We start from the raw sequence: 22,024 nt of genomic DNA on the forward strand, positions 1-22,024 counted from the left end.
GCCGATTGGTCCGTTTATCCAATAAAAAAAGCCGCTAAGATAGCGGCTTTTTATATGTTGTACCGAGCGTTACTCTTCAGTCACTGCTTCGGAGGCTGGCTCCGATACAATGTCTGCTTTGGTAACACTTGGTATCGCAGCTTGAGCATATGCATGACCAACAGGTGCAATTGAACCAGGCTTTTGAGCGCTGTATTGCACGGCAACACGTTGTTCCACGCTCATCACTGTTGGTGGTTGTGTCGATGCTACCAGAGCGACTGCTTTTGGTTGCGTCATAGGTGCACTTGCAAAGCCATTGCCATTACTCACTGTTTTGTTCTGAGCTACTTCTGGTTGTTCAACAGCTTCAGTGATCACTTCCGGTTGCTGAAGCTCAGCATTTTGCTCTTGAACCACTTCGACTGTTTCTTCAACACTATCAGCAGCTACCGTATCTGCTGCCTCGGCTGCATCACGTGGTGCTAATTCAACAACCTCGTCTTCGTGTGCTGACTCGTCTCTTGACTCGTCTGCTGAGTTTGTCTCAGTTTCAACATTTTGCTCAGCAGGTTCTTCAACTTGAGTTTGCTCAGAAGCTTCCGCTACCACAACCTCAGTTGTTTCCTCAGCCACAGGAGATTTCGTTTCTTCTACAGCTTCTTCAGAACCAGTCTCGTTTGCTACTGTGACTTCCTCAACAGTTGTCGTTTCAACTTCAACTACTTTCTGAGGCTTTTCTGCCTGTTGAGTCGTAACTTCATTTTCGTGGCCATCAGCCGTGACATCAGCGACAGGTTGTTCCTGCTTAGCTTCTTCAGCCATTGCTTGGTCAGCGACTGGTACAAACGCAGCTTTCTCACCTTCGTTGTCTTGTTTATCACGACGACGACGTTGGCCAGCAGCGCGTAAGTGTCTAGGTGAGCGGCGAGTGCGCGTGCGACCTTCTTTTTCACCTTCTACTTGCTCTTCGTTGCTTTGCGCTTCAGAGTTTTCTGTCTCATCTTGGATTTTGATGTCGTCAACAGATTCTTTTTTCTTACTCGGTGTTTTAGCTGGTTTTGATTCAGCTTGTTTTTGTTCAACAGCCGCCTCAGGAGTTTCTGTAACTGCATGAGTTGGTTGTTCAACGGTCACTTCAGCATCAACTTGTGGAGTAAGTTCTTGCTCAGAGCCCGTATTTTCAACGCGTACTTTCTTACGTAAGTTACGACGCTGACGACGTTGCTTGGGCTTTTTAGGCTCTTGCTGCTCTTCTTTTACTTCAACCGCTGCATCAGAGGTCGTTGCTTCAACCACTTCATTGGTATTGCGGTTGTCACGACGACGATTTTGCGAACGGCGACGCTTATTACGATTGTCTGAGCGCTCGTTATTAGAACGGTTTTGCTCGTTAGACTCGTTTGCATCTTTTTCTTGCTTATCGTCTGTATTTTTCTGGTTTTGACCGCGACCTTTATTGCGTGACTGATTGTTACGGCGGCGTTGGTTGTTATTGCGACGACGATCACCTGAACGACAATCTTTGTTGTCATCTTTTTTCTTTGTTTGCTCTTGCTCTTCATCACCGGCAAACAAGCTCTTCAACCATTTACCAATACGGCTAAGTAAACCTTCTTCAGTCTTCGCTGGCGCTTGCTGTTGCTTTTGCTGTGCAACAGGAGCAGGCTCTTTTGGCATTACCACGCCTTTAAGCACAGGCTCTTCACGCTGGGGGGCAACAGGTGCACGTGAGTACTCTATGGCCTCTGGCTCAGGCTGAACAATTTGCTCGTAGCTTGCAGCTTCCAGAGTCTCATCTTTACGTAAACGCACAACTTCGTAATGCGGTGTTTCCATGTGTTGATTTGGAATGATCACCACATCACAGTTATGGCGCTTTTCGATGCGTTGCACACTGCGTCGTTTTTCATTCAACAAGTAGGCACCTACCGCTACTGGTACTTGCGCATTTACTTGTGACGTATTGTCTTTTATCGCTTCTTCTTCGATAAGACGAAGGATAGACAATGCAATCGACTCATTCGAGCGAATGGTGCCTTGGCCGCTACAACGAGGGCAGGTACCTTGACTTGCTTCACCTAATGACGGACGTAGGCGCTGACGCGACATTTCCAACAGGCCAAAGCGAGAAATTTTGCCAATTTGAACGCGAGCACGGTCTTGACGTGCAGCATCTTTAAGGCGGTTTTCAACTTCACGTTGGTGGCGTGGTGGCGTCATATCGATAAAGTCGATTACGATTAAGCCACCTAAGTCACGCAAACGAAGTTGGCGAGCGATTTCATCGGCCGCTTCCAAGTTTGTGTTTAACGCCGTTTCTTCGATATCGCTACCTTTAGTCGCTTTTGACGAGTTGATATCGATTGAAGTAAGCGCTTCTGTTGGGTCGATTACGATAGAACCACCCGAAGGCAAACGCACTTCACGCTGGAACGCTGACTCAATCTGGCTCTCAATCTGGTAGTGCGTGAACAGCGGTACATCGTTTTGATACAGCTTTACACGATTCATGAAATCAGGGCGGAAACGCTCAATATGCGCTTTCGCTTCTTCAAACACGCGAGGTTTATCGATAAGAATTTCACCGATGTCACGACGTAAGTAATCACGGATGGCACGGAAAATAACGTTACTTTCTTGGTGAATTAAGAAAGGTGCTTTACCGCTGTCAGCTGCATCTTTGATTGCTTGCCAATGAACAAGTAGGGCACGTAAATCGTACTCTAGCTCTTCAAAAGATTTACCGACGCCTGCTGTGCGCACAATAAGGCCCATGCCTTTAGGAAGTTCTAAACGGCTCAATGCTTCTTTAAGGTCTGCGCGCTCTTCGCCTTCGATACGGCGAGAAATACCGCCTGCACGAGGGTTGTTTGGCATCAGCACAAGATAGCTACCGGCAACAGAGATAAAGGTCGTCAATGCCGCGCCTTTTTGGCCGCGCTCTTCTTTATCAACCTGAACGATAACTTCCTGGCCTTCTTTAATGACGTCCTTGATATTTGGGCGACCACTAAACGTGTAGCCATCAGGGAAGTAAGTACGAGCGATTTCTTTAAGTGGTAGGAAGCCATGGCGTTCAGCACCATAGTCCACAAAAGCGGCTTCTAGAGAAGGTTCGATACGGGTAATTTTACCCTTATAGATGTTTGCTTTTTTTTGTTCGTGTCCAGGGCTTTCGATGTCAAGATCGTACAGGCGCTGGCCATCAACCAGTGCAACGCGCATTTCTTCTTGCTGCGTCGCATTGATTAGCATGCGTTTCATATTGTTACTCTTAAATTCTTTACATAGTGCCAGACCTACTGTGGTCTTTCGGCGCTCTTCTTATGTTTAAGGTGCAGTCTCACGACTGGGCTTTTAACGAAAAAGCTTAACGTTTTTGTTTACTTTGGGGTGTATTGGCCTTGCTTGTTCAAGCAGCACAACACCGAAGTTTGGTGCGGATAATCTAATGTCATTACCCGCTTTGCAAGCCAAAGCAATTGTCGTTCACCGAGACACCAACAAGGTGGTCGATAGCATTATGATTCTGTTTAATTAAAGGCAGTTTGCAAAGGCGCTATTGATAGCAATGTAACCGCGGCAAAATACCAAATGTTCTATTATTCGTTTCCTATAAAGCCCTTATGGGCAGATCACCTCTTGCGGTGGCAGTATTACTCACAATCTATTACGCGCATTGCTCGCAACTGCTCTCACGTGGTTTCTGGAAGATAAAGCTGTGGAAATACGAGCTCGAATCTGTATGATCGCCTTTCCCAGAATGTGTTGCACGCAAGTTTTGGCCAAAGCCAAAGGTGATGTAAAATCCTATGTTATACACAGGTTTTACAAGGGCGATTATCCCACTAAAACCTCTGCATAAGCAACTAAATTATGACTCAAATCAGTGATTAGGCAATGAAAGAGACAATTGGCACCCAGGTTTGCTTTGTAACCGTTGATGAAGACTACAGCGGGCAACGCATTGATAACTTTTTAATAACCAAACTAAAGGGTGTGCCTAAGAGCGCGGTGTACCGAATTTTGCGCAAAGGTGAGGTGCGCGTTAACAAAAAGCGTGTGAAGCCCGTTTATAAGCTGCAAAGTGGCGACATGATCCGCATCCCGCCCATCAAAATAGCAGAGCGCGAAGAGCAACACATTCCAACTAATTTGGAAAAAGTGAGTAAGCTTGAAGACGCTATTTTATTTGAGGACAAGTACCTGATTGTTATTAATAAACCTGCAGGTATGGCGGTTCATGGTGGCAGCGGTTTGAGTTTCGGCTTGATTGAAGCCTTGCGTGCTCTTCGACCCAATGACAAGAATCTTGAATTAGTGCATCGTCTTGACCGCGATACTTCCGGTTGCTTACTCATCTCGAAAAAACGTTCTGTACTAAAATCTCTACACGAACAACTGCGTGAAAAGACGATGGAAAAGAACTATTGGGCACTCGTATCAGGACAGTGGGATGCCAAAGTACGTAACGTCAACGAACCACTGAACAAAAATACCTTGCAATCAGGTGAGCGAGTGGTGCGTGTTGACCATGAGCGCGGTAAAGCGTCGCATACGCGTTTTCGTGTATTAGAACGTTTTGAAGGTTGCTCTTTGGTGCAAGCATCACCGGTTACGGGCCGTACACACCAAATTCGTGTGCATACTCAGTGTAAAGGTCATCCGATTGCATGTGATGATAAATACGGTGACCAAGCATTCGATGCACAAATGCGCGCATCGGGATTAGGGCGTTTATTCCTTCATGCTCGCGAATTACGTTTCTTCCACCCCAAGAATGAAACAACAATGGCGCTGGAAGCACCTTTAGATGCTGCATTGGAGAATTGTTTGGAACGCTTGCGTGAAAATAGCTAATAAGCGAGTACTTATTTTCGATTGGGATGGCACCGTCATGGACTCGGTGCCGAAAATCGTCGCGACGCTGCAAAGTGCTGCGCGAGCGTTGCGCATTCCAGAACCAGACGAGCACAGTGCAAAAAACATCATTGGCTTGAGTTTAGATACAGCGATGGAAACGTTATTTCCAGAGCATGCAGAATTTCATGACGCCCTAACACAAGGTTACAAGCATCATTATCTGTCAGTAGATACGACTCCGACGCCCCTGTTTGCTGACGTCGAATCCACACTTATTACGTTGAAAGCCAAAGGCTACTTGCTGGCAGTCGCCACAGGTAAAAGTAGAAAAGGCCTCGATAGACTGTTAGACGAGACTGGTCTGCATTCTTTATTTGATTTTACGCGTACAGCCTGTGAAGCCAAATCTAAGCCTCATCCACACATGTTAGAACAAATTCTCACGCATTTTTCTATAGGTGCCGACCAAGCGGTAATGATAGGCGACACGCAAATCGACATGCAGCTGGCAGCGAATGCCAACATGGATGCAATCGGAGTGACCTTTGGTGTGCACAGCCGAGAAGAATTAGCAGAATATAAGCCAGTTGTCACAGTGGATAGCTACAAAGAACTGCAGAGATTGTTCTAATTATTAGTGTCCAACTCAAAGCCGGTTTGCGCTAAGCGCTGTTAAAGCGCTAACGGGTCAATGCACCAATCAAGCAACATCTTGTTCAAACGTAACAGCGGTAAACCGACCAACGCATTTGGATCGTCGCCCTTTAGCGCTTCAAATAGACAGATACCCAGTCCTTCGCTTTTAAAGCTACCTGCACAATTTAGAGGTTGCTCTTTGGCGATGTAGTTACTGATTTGTGCGTCTGTTAATTGACGAAAATAGACCTCAAAGGGCTCCACGATGACTTCATTTTTCCCTGTTTCAAGGTCTAAAAGAGCCAAAGAGGTTAAAAATACAACTTTTTCGCCACTGAACCGGGCCAATTGCTTATGTGCGTTTTCCGCTGTGTGGGGCTTCCCCAGTATTTCTCCTCGGTGCAGCGCCACCTGATCGCTCCCGATCACAATCCCAGAGTTGTATAAAGTGTGCGCAACCTTCGCTTTTTCTAGAGCCAGTCTGAGCACTAATTGTTGAAGTGTTTCATTTGGAAGAGGGGATTCGTCAATATCTGGAGCAAAATGACTAAATTCAGGGATAATTTTTTTTAATAATTGCTGCCTAAATGGCGAACTTGAGGCTAAGATAAAAGCTGTTTTCATTGCCCGATCATCGAATTGTTAAATGTCGACCCTAGAATAAGGCGCAATCGGGCGAAAAACAAAAGGAAAGTCGAATTTTATTTTGACTCTAATGATAACTATCTATATGATGCAGCCCCTATGCAAAAGGTGAAGATTCCCGTCACCCTTGATCCGGGCAGAGCAGCACAACGCAAGTTAGAATATGACGGCGTTGTAATGTTTGACGAACTTTCTCGTTTCGAGCAAGTTGTGCTGGATGAAAGTGGTGAAGTAGCGGTAAAAATTCATTGCAAGCAAGACCAACAAGGTTTAACAGTGCTCACTGGGACTATTAAGACCCGAGCCACTCTTGTTTGTCAGCGTTGTAATGAAGAGTTTGGGTTGGATTTGGAGCAAGACTTTGCGTATACGCCGGTTGGCATGGGTGCAGAGTCCGATCATCTCCCTGATTACTACGATGTGGTGGAGCTTGATGAGAACGGGGAAGTCAATCTTCGACAATTAGTTGAAGATGAATTGATTTTAGCCATTCCTATCGTGCCTATGCATGACGAAGCATCTTGTCGTTACTCAGAGCAACAAAAAAGCTTTGGGAAAATCGATGAAAAAGATGAAAAACCAAATCCATTTGATATTTTGAAACAACTTAAGAAAGATTCTTAGGAGAAGGCTCATGGCGGTACAAAAAAGCAAAAAGTCTCGTGCAAGACGTGGTATGCGTCGTTCACACGACGCGATCAGTGGTCCAGCTCTAACAGTTGATAAAGTGACTGGTGAAACTCACCGTCGTCACCACATCACTGCAGACGGCTACTACAAAGGCGTTAAAGTAATTTCTAAATAAGAGATTGCTTTATGCAGCGCAGTCTAACCATTGCGTTAGATATGATGGGGGGCGATTACGGCCCCCGTTCATCTATCCCAGCCGCAGTAGAAGCGGTTCACTTACATCCATCACTTACCCTGATCCTCTGTGGTAACGAAACGCTAATTCAAGAGCAGCTTTCGCAACTTGATGCGCTACAGCATCCACGATTAAAAATTCAACACTGCACCCAAATAGTCACTAATGCTGACGAGCCAGCTTATGCACTTCGTAATAAAAAAGATGCATCTATGCGTGTCGCGTTAAATTTGGTTAAAAGTGGCGAAGCACAAGCCTGCGTTAGTTCTGGTAATACAGGCGCATTGTTCGCTATGGCCCACTACGTGCTGAAAATGTTGCCCGGTATTAAGCGACCAGCACTTATCTCTTCAGTCCCCACAGAAACCAAAAATCCAGTGTATTTACTCGATCTTGGTGCTAACGTGCATTGTGACGCGCCGACATTATATCAATTTGGTTTGATGGGCAGTGTAGTGGCCAGAGAAGTGCAGGGGATAGCAGCACCTAAAGTAAGTCTATTGAATATTGGCTCCGAAGATATTAAAGGTCATGAAGGCATCAAGGCTGCGGCTAAATTGATGACTCAGTGCCCAGCAATTAATTACACAGGTTACAGTGAAGGGAGTGATATCTTCAGTGGAAAAGCCGATGTTATAGTCTGCGAAGGGTTCGTAGGTAACGTAGCGCTAAAAACCTGTGAAGGCATTGCCAAATTAATCATGCATAAGATGACTAAAGCCCTGAAAAAGCATTTACTTTATCGCGGTTTGGCTCTATTACTTATGCCTGTCATAAAAAAACTCTATAAAAAGGTGAACCCCGACCAGTATAACGGCGCTTCTTTGGTAGGATTGCGCGGTATAGTGGTTAAAAGTCACGGAAATGCATCTTCAAGTGCATTTCTAGCGGCAATTAATGAGGCTGTTAAGGAAGTGCAGCGGCAGTTGCCAGAGAAAATTCAAGCAGCCTTTGCTGAGAGTACTCCAAAGCAAGAAAAGATGGACTAGCACGTTCATTCCCACCTCATTAATGCCTGCTAAAATTCGCGAACATCGCTAAAACAATACGAAAGAGCAGCATATGTCTGAAAAAATCGCAATATTATTTCCCGGTCAAGGCTCACAGAGCGTTGGCATGTTGTCTGAGCTTCTTAATGAATCTGAGGTTGTAAAAGCGACCTTTGCAGAGGCATCAGAGGCATTAGGCTATGATTTAGCAGCATTAGTGCTAAACGGCCCTGAAGAAGAACTCAATCAAACACACCGAACTCAGCCTGCATTATTGTGCTCGTCTGTGGCAATTTTCCGTCACTGGCAACAAAATGCGCCAGAAAAAGAGCTGGTGTTAGCGGGGCACAGTTTAGGTGAATATTCTGCGCTTGTGTGTGCAGGTGTGATGAGCCTAGCAGATGGCGTGAAATTGGTTGAAAAACGTGGGCAATACATGCAGCAGGCTGTACCTGCGGGCGTTGGTTCAATGGCTGCTATCATTGGTCTGGATGATGACATCATCGCAAAAGCGTGTGCTGATAGCGCACAAGGCCAAGTTGTTGCGCCGGTGAACTACAATTCACCAGGTCAAGTGGTTATCGCGGGTAACAAAGAAGCGGTCGACCGTGCAAGTGAAGCATGTAAAGAAGCGGGTGCAAAACGTGCACTGCCACTTGCTGTAAGCGTGCCGTCACACTGTGAACTGATGAAACCTGCAGCTGAGCAACTTAAAGGTGACTTGGATGCATTGGCACTAAGCGCGCCGAATGTCACCGTGATCAACAACGTTGATGTTGCAGCTGAGCAAGATATTGAAGCAATTAAAGATGCGCTCGTGCGTCAGCTATACAGCCCTGTGCGTTGGACTGAAACAGTTCAAGCTATCGCCAAGATGGGCGTTACACAAAGCTACGAATTTGGTCCGGGTAAAGTATTAACCGGTCTTGTTAAACGAATTGACAAAAACGTCGCCTGCAGTGCTGTAAATGACAGTGCGAGTAGCGATGAAGCAAAATAAGAGAATCAATAATGGCTAATTTATTTTCCCTTGAGGGCAAAGTTGTACTTGTAACAGGTGCCAGCCGTGGAATCGGTAAAGCAGTTGCAGAGCAACTTGTCGCACAAGGTGCTAAAGTTGCAGGTACTGCAACAAGCGATGGTGGTGCAGAGAAAATCTCGGCTTATTTAGGTGAAAACGGCAAAGGTTACAAACTTAACGTAACTGACGCGGATTCAATCACTGAGACACTCGCGGCAATTAAAGATGATTTAGGTGATGTTGATGTACTGGTCAATAATGCTGGTATCACACGCGATAATCTTTTAATGCGCATGAAAGATGACGAATGGCAGGACATTATCGACACTAACTTGTCGTCAATCTTCCGTCTATCGAAAGCAGTTTTACGCCCAATGATGAAGAAAAAGTCAGGTCGTATTATTAACATTGGCTCTGTTGTGGGTACAATGGGTAATGCTGGTCAAGCAAACTACGCAGCCGCAAAAGCGGGCGTTATTGGCTTCTCGAAGTCGCTCGCACGTGAGGTCGCTTCTCGTGGCATCACAGTAAACGTTGTTGCACCTGGTTTTATTCAAACCGATATGACAGATGAGCTAACTGACGAGCAAAAAGCAGCGACGCTTGCAAATGTGCCAGCAGGTCGCCTTGGTCAGCCGAATGAAATTGCTGCGGCTGTGTGCTATTTGGCGTCTGACGCAGCAGCATACGTTTCGGGCGAAACGCTGCACGTTAACGGCGCAATGTACATGGTTTAAGGCTTTTTAAAAGCTGAAATAGGTCACAAAAAGTCGCATTTTTACATTGAAGTTTTTGTGATCTTGCTTTAAACATACTTGAAATCGCTATGAAAATGGGCGATAAAAGGTCAACTTTACATGAGTAGAGGTTTGACCAGACAAAAAACTCTGGGCAAATCCTTGAACAAGACAAATATGCTGCGTAAACTACGCCGCAATCTGAAAAAATAACGCAGTAGCGTTTAAATAAAGGAAAGAAGAATGAGCGACATCCAAGAACGCGTAAAGAAAATCATCGTTGAGCAACTAGGTGTTAAAGAAGAAGAAGTAAAATCTGAAGCGTCTTTCGTTGATGATCTAGGTGCTGACTCTCTTGATACTGTTGAGCTAGTAATGGCGCTAGAAGAAGAATTCGACACTGAGATTCCAGACGAAGAAGCTGAGAGATTCACTACAGTTCAAGCAGCTATCGACTACGTTACTGCTCACGCTGAGTAATCAACGCATTTCTTTAAGGGCAGCATCCGCTGCCCTTAGTCTATCTGAGACCCCATCTTTTATTCCCTTTTGGAGGACACCGTGGCTAAACGTCGAGTCGTAGTTACTGGCTTAGGTATGCTTACGCCGCTGGGTAATGATGTAGCGTCAACCTGGCAGGGCTTATTAAATGGACAAAGTGGCATTGGGCCAATTACCCATTTCGATACAACAGACTTCGGTACCAAGTTTGCTGGATTAATTAAAGATTTTGATGCCACTCACTACATGGCGAAAAAAGATGCAAAGAAAATGGATTTGTTTATCCAATATGGCATCGCAGCAGGTTTGCAGGCTCTTGAAGATTCCGGTCTTGAAGTGACAGAAGCAAACGCTGACCGTGTAGGTGTAGCAGTGGGCTCAGGGATTGGTGGATTATCACTAATCGAAGAAAACCATGAAAAGCTTTTAAATGTTGGGCCACGCAAATTATCACCGTTTTATGTTCCATCAACGATCATAAACATGATTTCAGGGCACCTTTCTATCATGAAGGGCCTGCGCGGACCGAACATTTCAATCGTTACAGCATGTACTACTGGCCTTCACAACATTGGTCACGCTGCACGTATGATTGCATACGGCGATGCGGATGCAATGGTAGCCGGTGGTGCAGAAAAAGCGTCTACGCCTATGGGCATGGGCGGCTTTAGCGCTGCACGTGCATTGTCTACGCGTAACGACAATCCACAAGCGGCATCACGCCCTTGGGACAAAGACCGTGACGGTTTTGTACTATCAGATGGTGCCGGTGTGGTTGTTCTTGAAGAATATGAAATCGCAAAAGCACGCGGTGCTAAGATTTATGCTGAGCTAGTAGGCTTTGGTATGAGTGGCGATGCGTATCACATGACGTCACCTCCTGAAGACGGCGCTGGTGCGGCTCTTGCTATGGCAAATGCTATCAAAGATGCAGGCATCAATGCGGAACAAGTGGGTTATATCAATGCTCACGGAACGTCGACACCAGCAGGTGATAAAGCTGAAACAAGTGCCGTGAAAAGCATCTTTGGCGCTGCAGCAGATAAAGTCATGGTTGGCTCGTCAAAGTCAATGATGGGTCACTTACTCGGTGCTGCGGGTTCAGTTGAATCAATCATTACGGTGTTGTCACTGCAAGATCAAAAAGTATCACCGACTATCAATTTAGATAATCCTGATGAGGGTTGCGACCTAGATTACATCGCGCACACAGCGCGTGACGTAAAACTAGATTACGCATTGTGTAACTCATTCGGTTTCGGTGGCACCAACGGTTCATTGTTGTTCAAAAAGATCTAACAATGAAATCTACTGCCTACCAGCGTAGACCTAGTAAGGCCTATGCTGGTAACATAAGCTCGGTTATGACCGAGCTTTTTTTATGACAAAAACAATTATAAACGGCAAGCCTTCCGGCGTAATAGACATCAATGACCGTGGTTTTAACTACGGTGATGGCTTTTTCACAACTGCGAAGGTGTCGTTCGGTGAAGTACAACTATGGCATTTGCATCACAAACGCTTAGAAGAATGCGCGCAGCGACTGGGCTTCGGTGATTTAAATTTCGCGGCGATTGAACAAGACATGGCAACACTGTTGTCTGGTGCGCCAGAGCAAGATGCAGTGCTTAAAATCGTAATCACGCGTGGCAACGGTGGTCGTGGCTACGCACCACCAAGCGATGTGGATGCAACGCGCATTATTCGGTTATTACCTTTCCCTGAAAACTATGCTCATCTCCCTAAGTCAGGGATGAGTTTATCAGTTGCAAAAACACGTCTCGCTCAACAGCCTCTTCTGGCTGGGCTTAAGACTTTGAATCGATTAGAGCAAGTGCTGGTCAAACAAGAAGCGGCTCAACAGCACAGTGACGATGTATTAGTCTTGGATACCAACGACAATGTTATAGAAACGTCCAGTGCCAACCTATTGATGTACCAGCAAGGTCAGTGGTACACGCCGAGTTTGCAACAAGCTGGCATTCAAGGTGTATTTTTGGCGCATTTGCAACAGCAGTTTGACATAGTTAGCCGTAATGTCTCACTGGCGGAGCTATTTTCAATGGAAGCGGTCTATTGCTGTAATAGTCTCATGGGGCTGGTGCCTATTTCGCGCATCGCTCACCATAATTACAACCTCGATGTAAGTCATAGTGTGTTGGCACAACAGGGATTATCTGTATGATTAAGGTTTTGGCGAGTGTGTTGTTACTCGCATTGGGCGTGTGTTCTTTCGGTTATTATCATCTCGAAAAAACCATGGAGGCGCCACTAGGTATTAACCAATCGCAATTGGTGGAGGTACCCAATGGCACAGGCTTCAATAAGCTTTGTCAGCAGTGGCTACAAAAAGGCTGGCTAGAAGACTGCTGGCGTTACCAGATTTTAGCAAAACTCGACCCAAGCCTTACAGACATCAAAGCTGGGTTATATGACATCGAACCGGGTACTGTGCTCGAAGCATTTCGCAAGATAAGCCTTGGACAAGAGCACGAGTTTAGCTTTACCATTATCGAAGGCGACAATCTACGCCAAGTACTCGCAAAATTGGCGCAAGCGCAGTACGTATCCAAATCAATAAAGTGGGGTGACACGTTTTTGGGCCAACCACTTAACGAGCAATTCGAAGGTAAACTGTTCCCAGACACCTATCACTATCATGCTAACGAAACGGCAGAGCAAATTCTCATGCGTGCCTACGATAAGATGGATCAGACATTGGCCGATGTATGGGCACAGCGTTCGGCACAAACTCCGTTAAACGATGCCTATGAAGCACTTATCTTGGCATCAATTATCGAAAAGGAAACAGGCGTCGCCTCAGAGCGACCTTTGATTGCATCCGTGTTTGTTAATCGCTTGAACAAAGGGATGCGCTTACAAACAGACCCAACCGTGATTTATGGTATTGGAGAGACATTCGATGGCAACATCACGCGTAAACACCTACGTGAAGTTACTCCATATAATACCTATAGAATAAATGGGTTACCGCCTACACCAATTGCCATGCCGTCGCACAAAGCGCTGCTTGCTGCGGTGCAACCGGCACAATCGGACTATTATTATTTCGTTGCCAAAGGTGATGGCAGTCATCAATTTTCAAAACGTCTTGAAGAACATAATCAAGCCGTTCGTCAGTATCAGTTAAAGAGTCGAAATGACAGCTAAATTTATTGTAATTGAAGGCCTTGAAGGCAGTGGTAAATCAACCGCTATGCGCGTGTGCGCACAGTTATTGACTAATAATAATAAAACATTTATCACGACACGGGAGCCCGGTGGCACGCCAGTAGCAGAGCAATTGCGAAGTGTTGTGAAAGAGTGCCAAGGTGAGCGCATTACCACGCAAACAGAGTTGTTGTTAATGTACGCAGCTCGCTCTCAGCTGTTAGCAAATGTCATCAAACCTGCATTGGACGAAGGTACTTGGGTACTGGGTGACAGACACGATTTGTCGTCTCAAGCCTACCAAGGCGGTGGTCGTCAAGTGGATGAAAAGGTCATGACTTTCTTAGCTGAATACGTATTGGCAGACATTCGTCCAGACCTCACTTTGTATTTGGATATCGACCCTGCCATAGGACTAGAGCGTGCCCGTGGACGAGGTGAACTTGATAGAATAGAGCAAGAGGATTTGAGTTTCTTTATCAGAACTCGTGAGCGCTATCTTGCTTTGGCGCACAATGATGCGCGCATAGTAGTGATTGACGCTAGTCAGCCAATGGCAGAAGTCCACGCAGCGATAACTGCGGCTTTGCAACAGTTCATAGAGAATAAGTAATGTTTCCTTGGCTTGCCTCACTCGTCGAACAATACGCCAATCAGCACCAGCAGAATCGGTTGCATCATGCTCATTTACTTTATGGCAAAGAAGGCACTGGTAAAAGAGCCTTAGCACAGAGCTTGTGCGAAGCTTTGTTGTGTGAACAAAGCGAGAAAATGCAACCGTGCGGTCGATGTAAAGGGTGTAAATTAAATCAAGCCGGTACACATCCAGATTTAATGATTATCAGTGATGAAGGTGGCAGTATTGGTGTGGATTCAATTCGCGCGATTGGCGACTTTATAGTTCATAGCGCGCAACAAGGTGGTGCGAAGTGTGTCATTGTTCCAGATGCGCAACGCATGACAGTAGCGGCGAGCAATGCCTTATTAAAAACACTGGAAGAACCCAACTCAGCTTGTTATATATGGTTATTGGCACCGGGTACAGCAAACTTGTCTGCCACCATATTAAGTCGTTGTGCAAAACAACAAGTGAACGTAACTGTGGGCCCTCAGCTACAGAATTGGCTTAAAGACAATGCCAGCGAGGCGCTTGGGTATGATTTTTCTGCCATGTACCACTCGCAACCATTGTTGTTACGTCACTGGCAAGAGAATGATGAGCTTGAGAAAATTCAGGCCCTGTATCAAGCTGTTTATAATGAACAAATAAACGCAGATGAGCAAAAGCTTGTTGATATTTTGACGCAAAACTCACAATATATTGCTATCTTTAGGCTGTTCATCAGCCAATACTTATTGCACAAATCTTATCAAGGATTAGCATTTGACGCATTAGAACGCTGTAATGCTCAATTAAAGCAGTTCAGTGAACATTTAGTGCAAACACCCGGGATAAATATGACTTTAGCACTGTCGCAATTATTACGTGTGCTAAAGCAAGAATTAGGATAACAAAGGAGCCGCTGTGCAAGAGCTACTTGTCGAATTAGACGATCTAGACGAACTATATCGCTGTTATATGCCTTACCTGAAAACAGGCGGGTTATTTGTGCGTACAAATATGAATTATGAGATGGGTCAATCACTCGCACTACGCGTGACGCTGCCTGATTCACTTGAAGATGACGTCGTGACCGGTAAAGTAGTGTGGGTAACGCCAATTGGTGCACAAAGTTCCAACCCACCAGGAATTGGTATCGGTTTTATTGATGATAAAGCGCATTTGAAAGATAAAATCGAAAAAATGCTGGGCACTATGTTAAACTCAGGCCATCCAACGTACACCATGTAAGGCGCTTGCGCCTTACCGCCAACTTGCAGTAATTCATGATAGTAGACTCCCATTGCCACCTAGATAGGTTGGAATTTGACAAATTAGACACGGATTTGGCGGGCGTGCTTGAACACGCACGTGCTAAAGATGTTGAACATTTTTTATGTGTGAGCGTAACACTGGACCAGTTCCCAGGTATGCTGGAGAAAATTCAGCAGTTTAATGATGTATCGGCATCATGTGGCGTGCACCCGCTGGACCAAAAAGACGCACTTGATATCGATTTGCTCAGAAAGCTTGCTGTACATGAAAAAGTTGTGGCGATTGGTGAAACAGGTCTTGATTATTACTACAGCGCTGAAACGAAGCCGGTCCAACAAGAGAGCTTCGTGGGACACATTCAAGTTGCAAATGAACTCAACAAACCGCTGATTATTCATACTCGAGATGCACGTGAAGACACCATTAATTTAATGCGCGAACATAAAGCGCAGCAGTGTGGTGGCGTATTACATTGCTTCACTGAAGACTTGGATATGGCGACAAAGGCCATGGACATGGGCTTCTATATTTCAATCTCAGGTATTGTTACTTTTAGAAATGCTGAGCAGCTGCGCGATGTGGTTAAACATGTGCCGTTAAATCGTTTGCTTATTGAAACCGATTCACCCTATCTAGCGCCGGTTCCTCACCGAGGCAAAACAAATCAGCCAGCCTACGTACAAGACGTTGCCTATTACATTGCTGAGCTTAAAGGCATCAGCTATAAAGAGCTGGCAATGGCAACAACCGATAACTTTTATCGTTTGTTTAGCGGCATTAAAAGGCGTTAATCAACAATGGGCCTTGGATTGTGACAGATATTCCTCTGCTACTGCTTGGCCCAGTTATTCGCCGTGCTGAATCTAACCTTATTCGTATACAGGTTGCGACGTCAGCAGAGATTAACCCACGTATTGAACTTGTTGGGGTTAACGCCCATCAACAAAGTTACCTGAGCCGTCTTGGCGACAAACTTTTTCTCTATAGTTGCACTTTGCACCCCGCTGAAGGCCAATTTCCATGTGATGTACCTCTGAGTTACCGTTTATTCGATGCTGATGAAGCCATTGATTTGAGTGACGTGTGTTACCCCAGCTGTGAGCTTCCTAGTTTGCTGGTACCAAAGCAATTACACAGCGTATTGCATGGTTCTTGCCGAAATCCACATCATTACAGCGACGATGCTCTGATACAGGCAGATAAGCTGATTGAGCAATCGCTTGCGGCTGTTGATTTAGCGCAACGAGCGCAGCTTCTTATTATGTCGGGTGACCAAATCTATGCAGATGATGTCGCCGGACCCATGCTCCTGGCGATATATGAACTGATCGATAAACTGGGTATTTATAAAGAACAAACACCCTTGGTTTGCAGTGGTAGTGATATTCAAGCAACCCTATACAAGCGCGCTGAAATCCTACCAAAAACGCCATGGCAGGAATTATCTAAATGGCACACAGGCTACTGGCTGCGCAAAGATGAACCCCACTTCAGTAGTGTCAAAAGTGCCAATCATTTGATTCATTTCGAAGAGTTTATTGCTCTGTATCTGCTGAGCCTATCAGCCACTGCTTGGCAACTTATTGATCTTAAGAAGTACGCACTCGAATCTGGGCATCCGCATAAAGGGCAGTTTGAAGCGGAACTTACACACCTTAGTCGTCTGGCACAAACACAAAAACATGCAAGCAGACTCATGGCTCATGTTAGTACCTTGATGATTTTTGATGACCATGACGTTACCGACGATTGGAATCTGACAGCGAACTGGGAGCAAGCCGTCTACACCCATCCTACAAGCAGTGGCATCATTCGCAACGCGATGCTCTCTTACGCTCTGTTCCAAGGGTGGGGCAACACCTCAAATGAACAAAATTGGCCGTTTTTTTCATTGCTAGACAAGCATTTGGTCAATCAGCAATGGCAACTAAAAAGTGCGTCTAAAGCGGTGTTTGATTACGACTATTGGCATTTTGAATTGGCGACGTCCCCCAATGTGGTGGTGCTTGATACCCGAACTCATCGTTGGCGCAGTGAACAAGACTTTAATGAACCTTCTGGGCTGCTCGATTGGCAGCGCTTGTTAGAACTTGAGAATACGCTGGAGGGCAGTGAACAGGTCATATTGGTTTCACCTGCACCGGTGTTTGGGGTGAAATCTATAGAAGCGATTCAAGCAATTTTTACGCTGTGCGGCAAACCACTCATGGTGGATTGTGAAAACTGGATGGCCCATGAAGGCTCGGCTAAAAAGTTGCTAAATATTTTCAGGCGCGGTGAGACACCTGAAGAAACCATCATCCTCTCAGGTGATGTTCACTATTCATTTTGTTTTTCTGTAAAGGCACGCTTTGGTGATAGAGACAATCGAATCTGGCAACTTACCGCGAGTGGCATTAAGAACGAGTTTCCCCGTAAGCTCATTAATTTCCTCGATAAGCTCGATTCAATTTTGTATTCGCCACGCAGCCCTTTGAACTTGTTCACCAAGCGTTGGCAGATGAAAGTTGATAAGCACGACACCACCTCTGGGCCACAGAAGCACCTAGTAAGCCATGCGGCAATTAGCCTAGTAGAGTTAGAACATGGGAATTTGAGCCGCTACCGCTTATTCCACAGCGACGGCTCAGTGACTGAATATGAGTTATAGTTTAGTCCTGTAAAGCTGGCAGGTGGCTTTGATACAAGCTAATGAGACTGTCAGGTCGATTCTTTGTTTTAAACAGTTCATAAAAACGGCTGGTGACACCATTGGTCCAGCCAAAGCCCTGTTGTACAGTATATTCGCCGCCACCGGCCAGTGCATCAGGCGCGCACACATTGTATTTTTCGAGCAAGCAGGCGCTTTTGGCAAAGCTGTGTTCTATCATGTCCAGCCATCTGCTCACTATATCGAAGGCTAGGTCGTGCTGCGCGTATTTTAGTAAGCCCGCCACTGCAAACCATTGAAGAGGTGCCCAGCCGTTTGGGGTATCCCATTGTTGTCCGCTGTCTATCGCAGTCGTTACTAAACCGCCTTGGCGCAAAAATTCAGTTTCTAGCGCATGGCCAATTTGCTGTGCTTGATGGTCATTACACATGCCGACAAACATAGGTACGACGGTCGCGAGTGAATGCACCGAACTTTGTGCCGATTCACTGTGCACCCAGTCCACAAATTGACCACATTCACTATTCCAAAAATATTTATTGATCAGTCTCTTGCGGCCTGTCGCAAGGGCTTTGAAATGAACCGCCTTGGCTTTGATATTTAAGTGCGCAAAACACGTGGCCAGCGTTGCTTCTAATTGGTACATCAGAGCGTTTAAGTCCACAGGCACAATGTCACACGTGCGAATGGACTCAAGTTTTTGCGGGTCTGCTAGCCAACGGCTGCTGAAATCCCATCCAGATTCACATGCAGCTCTGATATGGCGATATAATTTTTGTTGTTCGCTCTGAGTTAGATGCTGAGCTTCAGCTAGATCTTCTTTGTAAGACTCAGGGCGAGGGCTTGGGTCGTTGTCCCAATAGCGATTGAGCTTTGCACCACAGGGCATAGTGACGAGTCGCCCACCAAAAGGCGCAGCTTCTTGCGACATCCAAAATGCATACTCGCGTTCAAGCGCACTGCATACCCGCGAGACCCAACGACTGTCTGTATGATAATGAGGCCACAATAAGTCCACCATTAGCGCGCAAATGGGTGGTTGCGAACGACTCACATAATAGCTGCGATTACCGTTGGGGACATGTCCGAATTGCTCGATTAAGTCGATAAAATTATCGAGCATATTTGCCACTTGTACTACATTTCCGTGGTCAATTAGCCCCAGCGCGGTGAAATAAGAATCCCAATAGTAAATTTCGTTAAAACGCCCACCAGGTACCGTATAAGGGTGTGCCAGTGCTAACAGTGACCCTTGAACTTCGCTTGTTGGCGGACGCGCTAGTTTATCCCACAAAGTATGAATGTACTCACCCACGTTAGCCATCTCACCCAGTGGATCTAGCTCCGGTTTTTGAGCAAATGAAAAATGGCTGTGTACAAATGTCTTTAACTCATCGCCTGCTGGCAGCTGCTCGTCATACAGGGCGCAAACGTGTGACCAGCTAGGAATAGGCAGCGCATCAGCAAAGGTTTTGCTGTCAGGAAATATATTGGCCTGTTGTACGGCTAGAAATAAAGGTGCATGGAAAAATTGCATATCAACTCCTTAACTCGCCGCGTGTTGCAACGCTTTGGTGCGTTTGTTGAAGAAAAAGAGTGCGCTCGCAATCAAGGTAATAGGTACGAGCACACTGTAAAAGGCGTTAACACCGCCTAGCTTTGCAAACAGTAATCCGGTAAGCAGTGAGCCGAAGGTCCCACCCAATGCTGAAAACACCACAATTAAGCCAGTCATTTTTGCGTGCATGTGCGGTGCAAGGCTGCTTAACATCGCAGAGTTCAAAATGGGATAGATGGGTGCCATAAATAAACCGATAAGGGGCATCAATAAGGCCGCAAAAGGCACGTCAAAAATGCTATTGATTGCCAGCGGGTGATAGTTGGCGGCAATAGGAAGAGTGATCAGCACTAAAATACCCATCATCAATAAGTTCATATTGACTAAGGTATACCAGCCGATGAAGCGTAGAATGGTGCCAGCGAGCAAGCGTCCTACCGCTAAGCTCGCGGCAAAAATGCTGGTAAGCTGCACACTGATATCGACTGGCAGGTGCAATACTTCGTTATTAAACGTTGGTAGCCAAGTGCCGATACTTTGTTCAATCAGTACGTATAAAAACGTTGAAATAACAAAGATTAAAACCAGCGGCTGAGCACATAGTTTGAGCATAGACACAAACTCTGCAAATGCGCCTAACTTAGGCTCATTTTTGGCCTTTTCTGGAGCAGTAATTGGGGCTTGTAAGACGATAAACAATGTGAGTAATGCCAAGGCTGCAAGCAAATAATAGACATTCAGCCAAGCCAGTGGTGATGCATCATCAATAAATGCAGCAAAGACCCAATAACCGCTCAAAACACCCACCATAAACATGCCTTCAACAAAGCTGAACAAAGATGAGTGTTGCTGAGCATTGTCGGTGACTTGACCGACTAACGCATAAACAGACACCTTTACTAAGGCGAATGACGCACCAATGGTGGCGAATAGGAGTTTAAGCATCCAAAACTGGCTGATTGAAGGGGTGATTAAACACACCACGAGCGTCGCCGTCATGGCCACGAGTAACGCAACCTTATAGCCAACGCGCGGTATGAATGATGCAACTAAGAAAGAAACGAAGGCAATGGGTAAATCTTTAAATCCCTCTAGGCCGGCGGCCTGGGTTTTGCTCACCCCCATAGTGTGTGTGGCTTGCAAAATGACTGTTCCCACACTGTTTAGCAATATTGCGAAGAGAAAATAGCTGGCTATCATCGCAAGTATAATTCTGAGTCGGGCGGCGTTATTGTTGTTCATTCGTTAACCTAACAGTGTGTCTTTTGACCGAGTCTAACGCCATCCCCATTCATTTGCAAACGTTTGCATTAACTAATTGTAAACACCGTAGCTAGGTATTTGAAACTTAACTTGATTGTCTTTGTTTGAGGTCCACAGCTAATTGCTCACTTCCGATGGATTCGCCGGCTAATTGAGCAATAAGCTTCTGGACCAGCAGTGTAGCCGCGCGGCGGGTGTTTTGCGCTATTGTCGTTAACGAAGGAGAGCTAATGTCTGCCATGCTAATGTCGTCGAAGCCAACGATACGCACATCGTTTGGAATGCTGACATAACGCTCTTTAAGTGCTTTCATCGCGCCTAATGCGAGCATGTCACTGCAAGCAAATATGCCATCAAAATCCAAGCCTTGCTTGAGTAGTCTGGCGTTTATCGCGGCGTAAGCAGCTTCACTTGTGATGTCAATTTTAAGGAGTTCACAGGATACATTGTGATCTGGTTGTGCGTGTTCACAGCTGTGTAAAAAGCCGCGATAACGCTCGCTTAACTCTGGGTGGGCAGGGTCGCCTATAAACAACAGTTTACGGGCGCCTCTATCAATAAGGTGTTCGGTCGCTATTTGCCCGCCATGGAAGTTGTCACTGCCAACTATGGCGTAGTTACTGGCAATATTTGGGTCACCCCATACGACCAGTGGTGTTTTTGCAGCGGCTGCATGTTCGATGCGCTCTTGTTGTTTGCCTTGGCCGACAACAATCAGGCCATCTGCTCGGCGGCCATCAATAAAATAACCATGCCAGTCATTGCCCGCCATAAACGAGTTTGATAGCAGTAGCTCATAGCCTTGCTTATTCACTGCTAAGTTGATGTCACTAACAACTTTAAGTAAGAAGGGATCGTCAACAGACTGCTCTGTATAAGCATCAAGGTTCAACAGCACGGCAATAACTTTGGTCTTTTGAGCGCGTAAGCGACTCGCTGCAGCATTGAGCGAAAAGTTATGTTGTTTCGCTAGTTGCTGAATATGCTCGCGCGTTTCCTTTTTGAGAAGTGGACTGTCGTTTAAGGCACGTGATGCGGTTGATGTTGAAACACCGGCCAGTTTTGCCAGATCTGCCAGTTTTAACTTATTACTTTGCATACTTATTTTCGTGCCATTGACGATTCGTGAGCGCTAAGCTTACCGCGCAGTAAGTTGCAAGTCCATGAATCAAAGCGGTTATGGACCAATTTAGAAACAAATTTGTCACAAAATTACATTTTATGCTTGCAAACGTTTGCATAGATTATTATGTTTAAAAAAACGTCG

The 22,024-nt window shown here is 45.8% G+C and carries 21 protein-coding genes; 16 read left to right on the forward strand and 5 right to left on the reverse strand.

Annotated features, from left to right (window positions below):
- Positions 1–69: 69 nt before the first annotated feature.
- The gene (gene rne / locus ACH19P_RS08160) at positions 70–3,246 is read right to left on the reverse strand and encodes a ribonuclease E (RefSeq protein WP_462158104.1); all 3,177 of its coding nucleotides are present in this window, start codon (positions 3,244–3,246) and stop codon (positions 70–72) included.
- 636 nt (positions 3,247–3,882) lie between these two features.
- Between rne and rluC the strand changes: the two genes are divergently transcribed.
- Positions 3,883–4,842, forward strand: a complete 960-nt coding sequence (gene rluC / locus ACH19P_RS08165; protein ID WP_462158105.1) for a 23S rRNA pseudouridine(955/2504/2580) synthase RluC — start codon at positions 3,883–3,885, stop codon at positions 4,840–4,842.
- Positions 4,829–5,476, forward strand: a complete 648-nt coding sequence (locus ACH19P_RS08170) for an HAD-IA family hydrolase (protein ID WP_462158106.1) — start codon at positions 4,829–4,831, stop codon at positions 5,474–5,476. The genes rluC and ACH19P_RS08170 overlap by 14 nt, the downstream gene beginning before the upstream one ends.
- 41 nt (positions 5,477–5,517) lie before the next feature.
- Here the strand turns inward: ACH19P_RS08170 and ACH19P_RS08175 are convergent, their stop codons facing one another.
- Complete coding sequence (locus tag ACH19P_RS08175; protein WP_462158107.1) at positions 5,518–6,105, reverse strand: Maf family protein; 588 nt, start codon at positions 6,103–6,105, stop codon at positions 5,518–5,520.
- 120 nt (positions 6,106–6,225) lie between these two features.
- Here ACH19P_RS08175 and yceD point away from each other — a divergent pair, with 120 nt between their 5' ends.
- The 14 genes from yceD (at position 6,226) to ACH19P_RS08245 (ending at position 17,936) form a co-directional block, all read left to right on the forward strand.
- On the forward strand, positions 6,226–6,750 hold the full coding sequence (gene yceD / locus ACH19P_RS08180; RefSeq protein WP_462158108.1) for a 23S rRNA accumulation protein YceD: 525 nt from the start codon (positions 6,226–6,228) through the stop codon (positions 6,748–6,750).
- 10 nt (positions 6,751–6,760) lie between these two features.
- Positions 6,761–6,931 carry a 50S ribosomal protein L32 gene (gene rpmF / locus ACH19P_RS08185; protein WP_105190738.1) on the forward strand — a complete coding sequence of 57 codons (171 nt, stop codon included), beginning with the start codon at positions 6,761–6,763 and terminating at the stop codon, positions 6,929–6,931.
- An 11-nt stretch (positions 6,932–6,942) separates the two neighbouring features.
- Positions 6,943–7,980: a phosphate acyltransferase PlsX gene (plsX, locus tag ACH19P_RS08190; RefSeq protein WP_462158109.1), complete on the forward strand. Its 1,038-nt coding sequence runs from the start codon at positions 6,943–6,945 to the stop codon at positions 7,978–7,980.
- Positions 7,981–8,053: 73 nt separating this feature from the next.
- Entirely contained in the window at positions 8,054–8,980 is a 927-nt protein-coding gene (gene fabD / locus ACH19P_RS08195) for an ACP S-malonyltransferase (RefSeq protein WP_462158110.1), read from the forward strand.
- An 11-nt stretch (positions 8,981–8,991) separates the two neighbouring features.
- The gene (gene fabG, locus ACH19P_RS08200; RefSeq protein ID WP_462158111.1) at positions 8,992–9,738 is read left to right on the forward strand and encodes a 3-oxoacyl-ACP reductase FabG; all 747 of its coding nucleotides are present in this window, start codon (positions 8,992–8,994) and stop codon (positions 9,736–9,738) included.
- Positions 9,739–9,981: 243 nt separating this feature from the next.
- Positions 9,982–10,218 (forward strand): acyl carrier protein, encoded by a 237-nt coding sequence (acpP, locus tag ACH19P_RS08205; RefSeq protein WP_462158112.1) that lies wholly within the window; start codon positions 9,982–9,984, stop codon positions 10,216–10,218.
- Between the two features lie 81 nt (positions 10,219–10,299).
- Positions 10,300–11,538 (forward strand): beta-ketoacyl-ACP synthase II, encoded by a 1,239-nt coding sequence (fabF, locus tag ACH19P_RS08210; protein WP_462158113.1) that lies wholly within the window; start codon positions 10,300–10,302, stop codon positions 11,536–11,538.
- Between the two features lie 82 nt (positions 11,539–11,620).
- On the forward strand, positions 11,621–12,424 hold the full coding sequence (gene pabC / locus ACH19P_RS08215; RefSeq protein WP_462158114.1) for an aminodeoxychorismate lyase: 804 nt from the start codon (positions 11,621–11,623) through the stop codon (positions 12,422–12,424).
- Positions 12,421–13,410 carry an endolytic transglycosylase MltG gene (gene mltG, locus ACH19P_RS08220; protein WP_462158115.1) on the forward strand — a complete coding sequence of 330 codons (990 nt, stop codon included), beginning with the start codon at positions 12,421–12,423 and terminating at the stop codon, positions 13,408–13,410. Before pabC ends, mltG begins: the two co-directional genes overlap by 4 nt.
- On the forward strand, positions 13,400–14,023 hold the full coding sequence (gene tmk / locus ACH19P_RS08225) for a dTMP kinase (RefSeq protein ID WP_462158116.1): 624 nt from the start codon (positions 13,400–13,402) through the stop codon (positions 14,021–14,023). Before mltG ends, tmk begins: the two co-directional genes overlap by 11 nt.
- Positions 14,023–14,922, forward strand: a complete 900-nt coding sequence (locus ACH19P_RS08230) for a DNA polymerase III subunit (RefSeq protein WP_462158117.1) — start codon at positions 14,023–14,025, stop codon at positions 14,920–14,922. The genes tmk and ACH19P_RS08230 overlap by 1 nt, the downstream gene beginning before the upstream one ends.
- 13 nt (positions 14,923–14,935) lie before the next feature.
- Positions 14,936–15,262 carry a PilZ domain-containing protein gene (locus tag ACH19P_RS08235; RefSeq protein ID WP_347390760.1) on the forward strand — a complete coding sequence of 109 codons (327 nt, stop codon included), beginning with the start codon at positions 14,936–14,938 and terminating at the stop codon, positions 15,260–15,262.
- A 35-nt stretch (positions 15,263–15,297) separates the two neighbouring features.
- Positions 15,298–16,077 (forward strand): TatD family hydrolase, encoded by a 780-nt coding sequence (locus ACH19P_RS08240; protein WP_462158118.1) that lies wholly within the window; start codon positions 15,298–15,300, stop codon positions 16,075–16,077.
- Positions 16,078–16,097: 20 nt separating this feature from the next.
- On the forward strand, positions 16,098–17,936 hold the full coding sequence (locus ACH19P_RS08245; protein ID WP_462158119.1) for an alkaline phosphatase D family protein: 1,839 nt from the start codon (positions 16,098–16,100) through the stop codon (positions 17,934–17,936).
- 1 nt (position 17,937) lies between these two features.
- Here the strand turns inward: ACH19P_RS08245 and ACH19P_RS08250 are convergent, their stop codons facing one another.
- From ACH19P_RS08250 to ACH19P_RS08260, 3 genes are all read right to left on the reverse strand, one after another.
- On the reverse strand, positions 17,938–19,473 hold the full coding sequence (locus ACH19P_RS08250; RefSeq protein WP_462158120.1) for a trehalase family glycosidase: 1,536 nt from the start codon (positions 19,471–19,473) through the stop codon (positions 17,938–17,940).
- A 9-nt stretch (positions 19,474–19,482) separates the two neighbouring features.
- Positions 19,483–20,736, reverse strand: a complete 1,254-nt coding sequence (locus ACH19P_RS08255) for an MFS transporter (protein ID WP_462158121.1) — start codon at positions 20,734–20,736, stop codon at positions 19,483–19,485.
- 106 nt (positions 20,737–20,842) lie between these two features.
- Positions 20,843–21,856: a LacI family DNA-binding transcriptional regulator gene (locus ACH19P_RS08260; protein WP_462158122.1), complete on the reverse strand. Its 1,014-nt coding sequence runs from the start codon at positions 21,854–21,856 to the stop codon at positions 20,843–20,845.
- Between the last annotated feature and the right edge of the window lie 168 nt (positions 21,857–22,024).

Source organism: Pseudoalteromonas sp. GB56, from assembly GCF_054923835.1.